Origin of the sequence: Leisingera sp. ANG59, from assembly GCF_013317235.1 — a bacterium.
GTDB lineage: Bacteria > Pseudomonadota > Alphaproteobacteria > Rhodobacterales > Rhodobacteraceae > Leisingera.
Genome location: NZ_WLCM01000090.1, coordinates 1 through 4,046, shown reverse-complemented (window position 1 = coordinate 4,046; position 4,046 = coordinate 1). Strand labels below are relative to the sequence as shown.

Annotated in this window: 7 protein-coding genes; 4 read left to right on the top strand and 3 right to left on the bottom strand. The window is 58.9% G+C overall.

The features are described 5' to 3' along the window. On the bottom strand, positions 1-186 hold a 186-nt coding region (locus GKC28_RS25920; RefSeq protein ID WP_174149812.1), incomplete at its 3' end, for a DUF6429 family protein. Between the two features lie 62 nt (positions 187-248). Between GKC28_RS25920 and GKC28_RS25915 the strand changes: the two genes are divergently transcribed. Continuing rightward, entirely contained in the window at positions 249-494 is a 246-nt protein-coding gene (locus tag GKC28_RS25915) for a 3'-5' exonuclease (RefSeq protein WP_217434230.1), read from the top strand. A 57-nt stretch (positions 495-551) separates the two neighbouring features. Here the strand turns inward: GKC28_RS25915 and GKC28_RS25910 are convergent, their stop codons facing one another. Next, a complete protein-coding gene (locus GKC28_RS25910; RefSeq protein ID WP_174149811.1) occupies positions 552-1,133 on the bottom strand; it encodes a Fic family protein in 582 nt (193 codons plus the stop codon). Next, on the bottom strand, positions 1,130-1,348 hold the full coding sequence (locus GKC28_RS25905; protein WP_174149810.1) for a hypothetical protein: 219 nt from the start codon (positions 1,346-1,348) through the stop codon (positions 1,130-1,132). Before GKC28_RS25905 ends, GKC28_RS25910 begins: the two co-directional genes overlap by 4 nt. A gap of 1,136 nt (positions 1,349-2,484) precedes the next feature. Here GKC28_RS25905 and GKC28_RS25900 point away from each other — a divergent pair. From GKC28_RS25900 to GKC28_RS26650, 3 genes are all read left to right on the top strand, one after another. Continuing rightward, positions 2,485-2,823, top strand: a complete 339-nt coding sequence (locus GKC28_RS25900) for a DUF736 family protein (RefSeq protein ID WP_008335621.1) — start codon at positions 2,485-2,487, stop codon at positions 2,821-2,823. Between the two features lie 633 nt (positions 2,824-3,456). After that, the gene (locus GKC28_RS25895) at positions 3,457-3,633 is read left to right on the top strand and encodes a hypothetical protein (RefSeq protein ID WP_254604426.1); all 177 of its coding nucleotides are present in this window, start codon (positions 3,457-3,459) and stop codon (positions 3,631-3,633) included. A 270-nt stretch (positions 3,634-3,903) separates the two neighbouring features. Then, on the top strand, positions 3,904-4,046 hold a 143-nt coding region (locus GKC28_RS26650; protein WP_368041119.1), incomplete at its 3' end, for a helix-turn-helix domain-containing protein.

Sequence of the window (4,046 nt, the reverse complement as noted above, 5' to 3'; positions counted from 1 at the left end):
CTGTAGCCCTTCATCAGTCAGCACGACAGATTTGGCCCGGTTAACCGGGTCATGGATCAAACCCTTCCGATGCAATCGATCCAGTGCCGACCAGTCCATTCCCTTCCAGGCGCGACGCTCATCATGCAGCGTCAACCAGAGCAGTCCCAGAACCGCGTCGTCGATCTTGTCCTCGTCGATCTCCATGAACAACGGGTATCACATCACAGCGCCAATGGGACCGCGGTCTTCGCCGGAGCCTTACCCCGATGATGACTGTCCACAAGAGCAAGGGGCTCGAATTCGACACGATAGTTTTCTTGGGCCTCGACGACCGAGCCTGGTGGGCCCATACCCCCGGCGACCCCGAAGGCGTTGCCGCTTTTTTTGTCGCCCTCTCCCGTGCGAAGCAGCGCGCTATATTCGCTTTTTGCCAACAACGCGGCCAACGAAACAACGTCGCTGAGCTCTACCAACTCCTCACGGCAGCCGGAGTGGCAGAGATCGCGATATGATGGGCGCAGAGGTTTTTCAAGTATGCGCCGTGCCTTTGATGCCAGCGCTGGCCGCTGTCAGTCTGCCATCTTGATGATTGCGTCCACAAGTGGGCTTTCGTCCCCTGCAAAGCTCGCTATCATTGCCTGTATGAATTCATCTTCATCAATATTATCCTCGATCATCTCAAGCCCCGCGACCTGCATGAGGATATCGAGTAAAGTAAGTTGGCAACGACCATTCCCCTCTCGGAACGGATGGACGGCGTTTATGTCGGCGATGTAGTGGGCCGCACGTAGGGCAAAGTCCTGCAAACTGGTCGTGTCGGCTAGGTGGTTCTCTTCGCTGAGTTCTCGAAAAATCCGGTTCATCTCGGTGTCGATGTACTCGGGATAGCAAAACCAATTTCCGCCCTTGGCTGTGCGAATTTGTCGGGGCTGTCCGGCCCAGCTGTAGACGTCTTGGAAGAAATGGTGGTGGATCGCCCGGTAGTGAGCATAGTCGAGCGCGCCTTCCGGCAAAGGCTCTTCAGACCTGGTCAGGAACATAAGTTGCTCGAATTGATCAAGTTCATCTTGATCTTTCAGGTCTGCCTTGTTTCGAAGAACGCCAGTGCCGGGATAACAGAGTGGATCTTCGGAGACGTCGTACCGGCTCATTTTCCTTTTTTCGTCGTAAAGGAGCCGATAATCGCCGAACGAAGTGCATCGCCTTTGAGCCCGCGATCAGAATAAGTTTTGAGTGTCATGGCCGATTTTGAACTGGTCGTAACACCCTCAACCTTGGCAAACTTCGCGGCCTTGCCCTTGCCCAGCGGCTTGGTCGTGAAGCGTCCTGTGGTCGCTGATCTTTTGAGTGTGGTGTTCTTGTTCATGGCACCAACTTATCACGCTCTGAATTGATTGTGTATGAAGATTCCGTCCGGGATCATGCCCGTTGCTTCAGGGATTGCAGGGTCGCGAGATCGGTGTTGAGGTGGTTCGTACGGGTCGGTCGGGAGCGGAAAGCCTACGGCAAAACCGCTCACGATAGTGGCCGGACTTATTCTGACCAGCAGTAGCTTGAAGGTCGATAGTCCGTGGATCGAAAGTTTTGATTGCCTTCTGTCATAAGGGTCATTGAACTCGCGGACGCCTCCGTCCTTAGACCTCTCCGCCTTGATTTTCTTGGCCCCTCCTGCCCTTTGGTCAGGACCGCGCCCTACTCGGTCGGCTGCGCGCAGCCGCCCTCCCCGAGCTGAAACGCCGCCACTCTCTGCGACGTGCTGCTGGCCGTGCAATCTCCTCCGGAGCCAACCCGACCAACCGTCGCATGGTCGTTGCAACGCTTCATCTCGGCCGTTCCGGTTACGGTCGCTGGGGCGGGCGCGTGACATCGGTGATCTCGCACTTCGCATCTCGGCCAGTGTTGTTCGTCGCTTTGCCGGACATGCTATGTCGCCCCGTCATCATGGGTCGCTAGCGGTGTTCGACGACCGCCAGATTGAATTGGCCGCGGCTGGTATCAGGCCGTTGATGGTCGTGATGCGCGGATCGCAAGTTATCGGGGTGCCGTAGAGGGTCCGTTAGAAATCCGGGTGAGCCGAGCACGGTATCGAGGCTTCGACGGTCTCCCTGCTGCTCCTCCAGACAACGCACTTCGCGTTGCCACGGGAACCAGCCGTCGCAGCACATGAGACACGGTCAGGCAAAGCGCTGTCTCGTCCGGGTTCGGATCGGGGCAAAAGGGTAAGTAAGGCGCGCGCCCGTGCATCTCGCTCGGCTGTTCACCCACCTCCCTTCGCGGCCACAGCACTTCTCCGGGTGTCTGAGTTGCATGACATGCTGGTCGCAGCTGTCGTCCCGTCCACAAAGGTTGTCGCCGATCTTTTTCCCCTGACCCTGCGGGTCATTCCTCGCGGATCAAAAAGACCGGCGCCTGCCCCTCTCCGCTGCGCTTCGCCTTCGGTGTGGCCGGGCCTTGGCCAGCTGCAAGGTGACCATCATTGCAACGCAAACAAGGAGAAGAGCAATGACCACGAACTGCATCAAATTCACCAGCGCCGACATCGAAACCGCCAAGGGCGTCGGCTCCATTTCGACCCTGACCTTCGACCTCGACATCACGGTCGAACCCGTCGCAAGCGCAAACCCGATGGCCCCCACGCACCGCGTCCTCGGCCGCTCCCCGCGCGGCAAGCTGGTCGAGTGCGGCGGCATCTGGAAGAAGCAGAACAAGGAGACCGGAGCCGACTACTACACGCTGACCATCCGCGACCACGGCTTCAATGCCAACCTCGGCAAGGCCGCGAACCAGGACGATCTGTCCCTGCAGGCCGTCATCCCCTGGGGGCCGAAAGACGCCGCCTAAGCCAACAGCCAGACCGCTCCGGCGGTCTGGCTTTTTCTCGTCCCGGGGAACTAGCCCCCGGCCAGCCAAATATCGGTGTCCGAAGGATGCCGCATATTTCGGACGCGGACGCCGAGGCGGATAGTCAGACTGGATCGGTCGCCGACGCGGCTTCGACCTTTTTGTTCAGTGACAACGTGCATCGCGCAAACCCGAGTCGGAACCGAAAGTCAGCAGGGAAAACTGGGAGCCCACTGTGCGAGGTAAGCGCACCCCTTCTCTCAGTCGAGCAACCCGTGCCTGGGTCGTCTTGGCGAAGTTCCCTGGGGCGGCGAACTCGCCCTGCGCCGCAGGCAACGAGATCGCAAATCAACGTCATGCATCCCGGGGCAACGTCTCACGTTAGGATCACCGCCGCGCGCCTTTCCGTCGACCTGTTGGCCTTAGAGATCGCTAGCCCGGGGTCGAACGGTCGGCAACGCCGGGGGCAGGTTTCTGGACGGCTGCGCCTTGAGCGCTGCAGAGCATCGCTCACAACAAACCTGCCCCCGGCGTGCTCCATTTCATTCCGCCCCGTGCCGGGTGCAGCCCGCTCTCATGCCCCCGGTCTTTTCCACGATCCGTCCAACGACGATCAACGGAAAGGATCACATCATGACACTCGAACAATCCATCGACCTCGCCGAACTGCAAGCCGATATGGCCTTCGATGCCTACCTCGCCGCCTTTGATGAAGACGCCCATCCCGAGACACTCGACAGCCTCGAGACCGAGGCTCTGATCGCCCGCAGCCGCTACGACGATCTGCGCAATCAGGGACCGGGTCACTGACCCAGACACCTCTGCGGGTCTTCGGATCCGCAGAGGTCTGACGCCGTCTCTCAGAAGCTTCGTGACGCCCTCGAATGGTGGTACCCGCGCTAACTCGCGCGGGCAGTTTTCGTGTTCCTGGCGCCCGATCCGTGACCGGCTCAAGCGTTTGGTTTGCCTTTCGTGTGAATCGGCGTGCAAAATTGACCCACTTTGGTGGGTTATGAGCGAGTAAAATTGACCCACCTGTTTTCGTTAACATCCGCACTAAAAGTGCGGAGGAAAGAGCAGGTGTTACTGATGGAAAGCGTGTCGAAGATCCGACGATGGGTATTGGTTGAGGGACGCAGCATCCGGTCTGTTGCGCGGGCGACGGGATTATCGCGGAACACGATCAAGAAGTATCTGAAGGATGAGAGCCCGCCGAGCTACTA

Coding starts and splice junctions, on each gene's coding strand:
- GKC28_RS25915 (WP_217434230.1), top strand. CDS start 249: ATGATGACTGTCCACAAGAGCAAGGGGCTCGAATTCGACACGATAGTT.
- GKC28_RS25910 (WP_174149811.1), bottom strand. CDS start 1,133: ATGAGCCGGTACGACGTCTCCGAAGATCCACTCTGTTATCCCGGCACT.
- GKC28_RS25905 (WP_174149810.1), bottom strand. CDS start 1,348: ATGAACAAGAACACCACACTCAAAAGATCAGCGACCACAGGACGCTTC.
- GKC28_RS25900 (WP_008335621.1), top strand. CDS start 2,485: ATGACCACGAACTGCATCAAATTCACCAGCGCCGACATCGAAACCGCC.
- GKC28_RS25895 (WP_254604426.1), top strand. CDS start 3,457: ATGACACTCGAACAATCCATCGACCTCGCCGAACTGCAAGCCGATATG.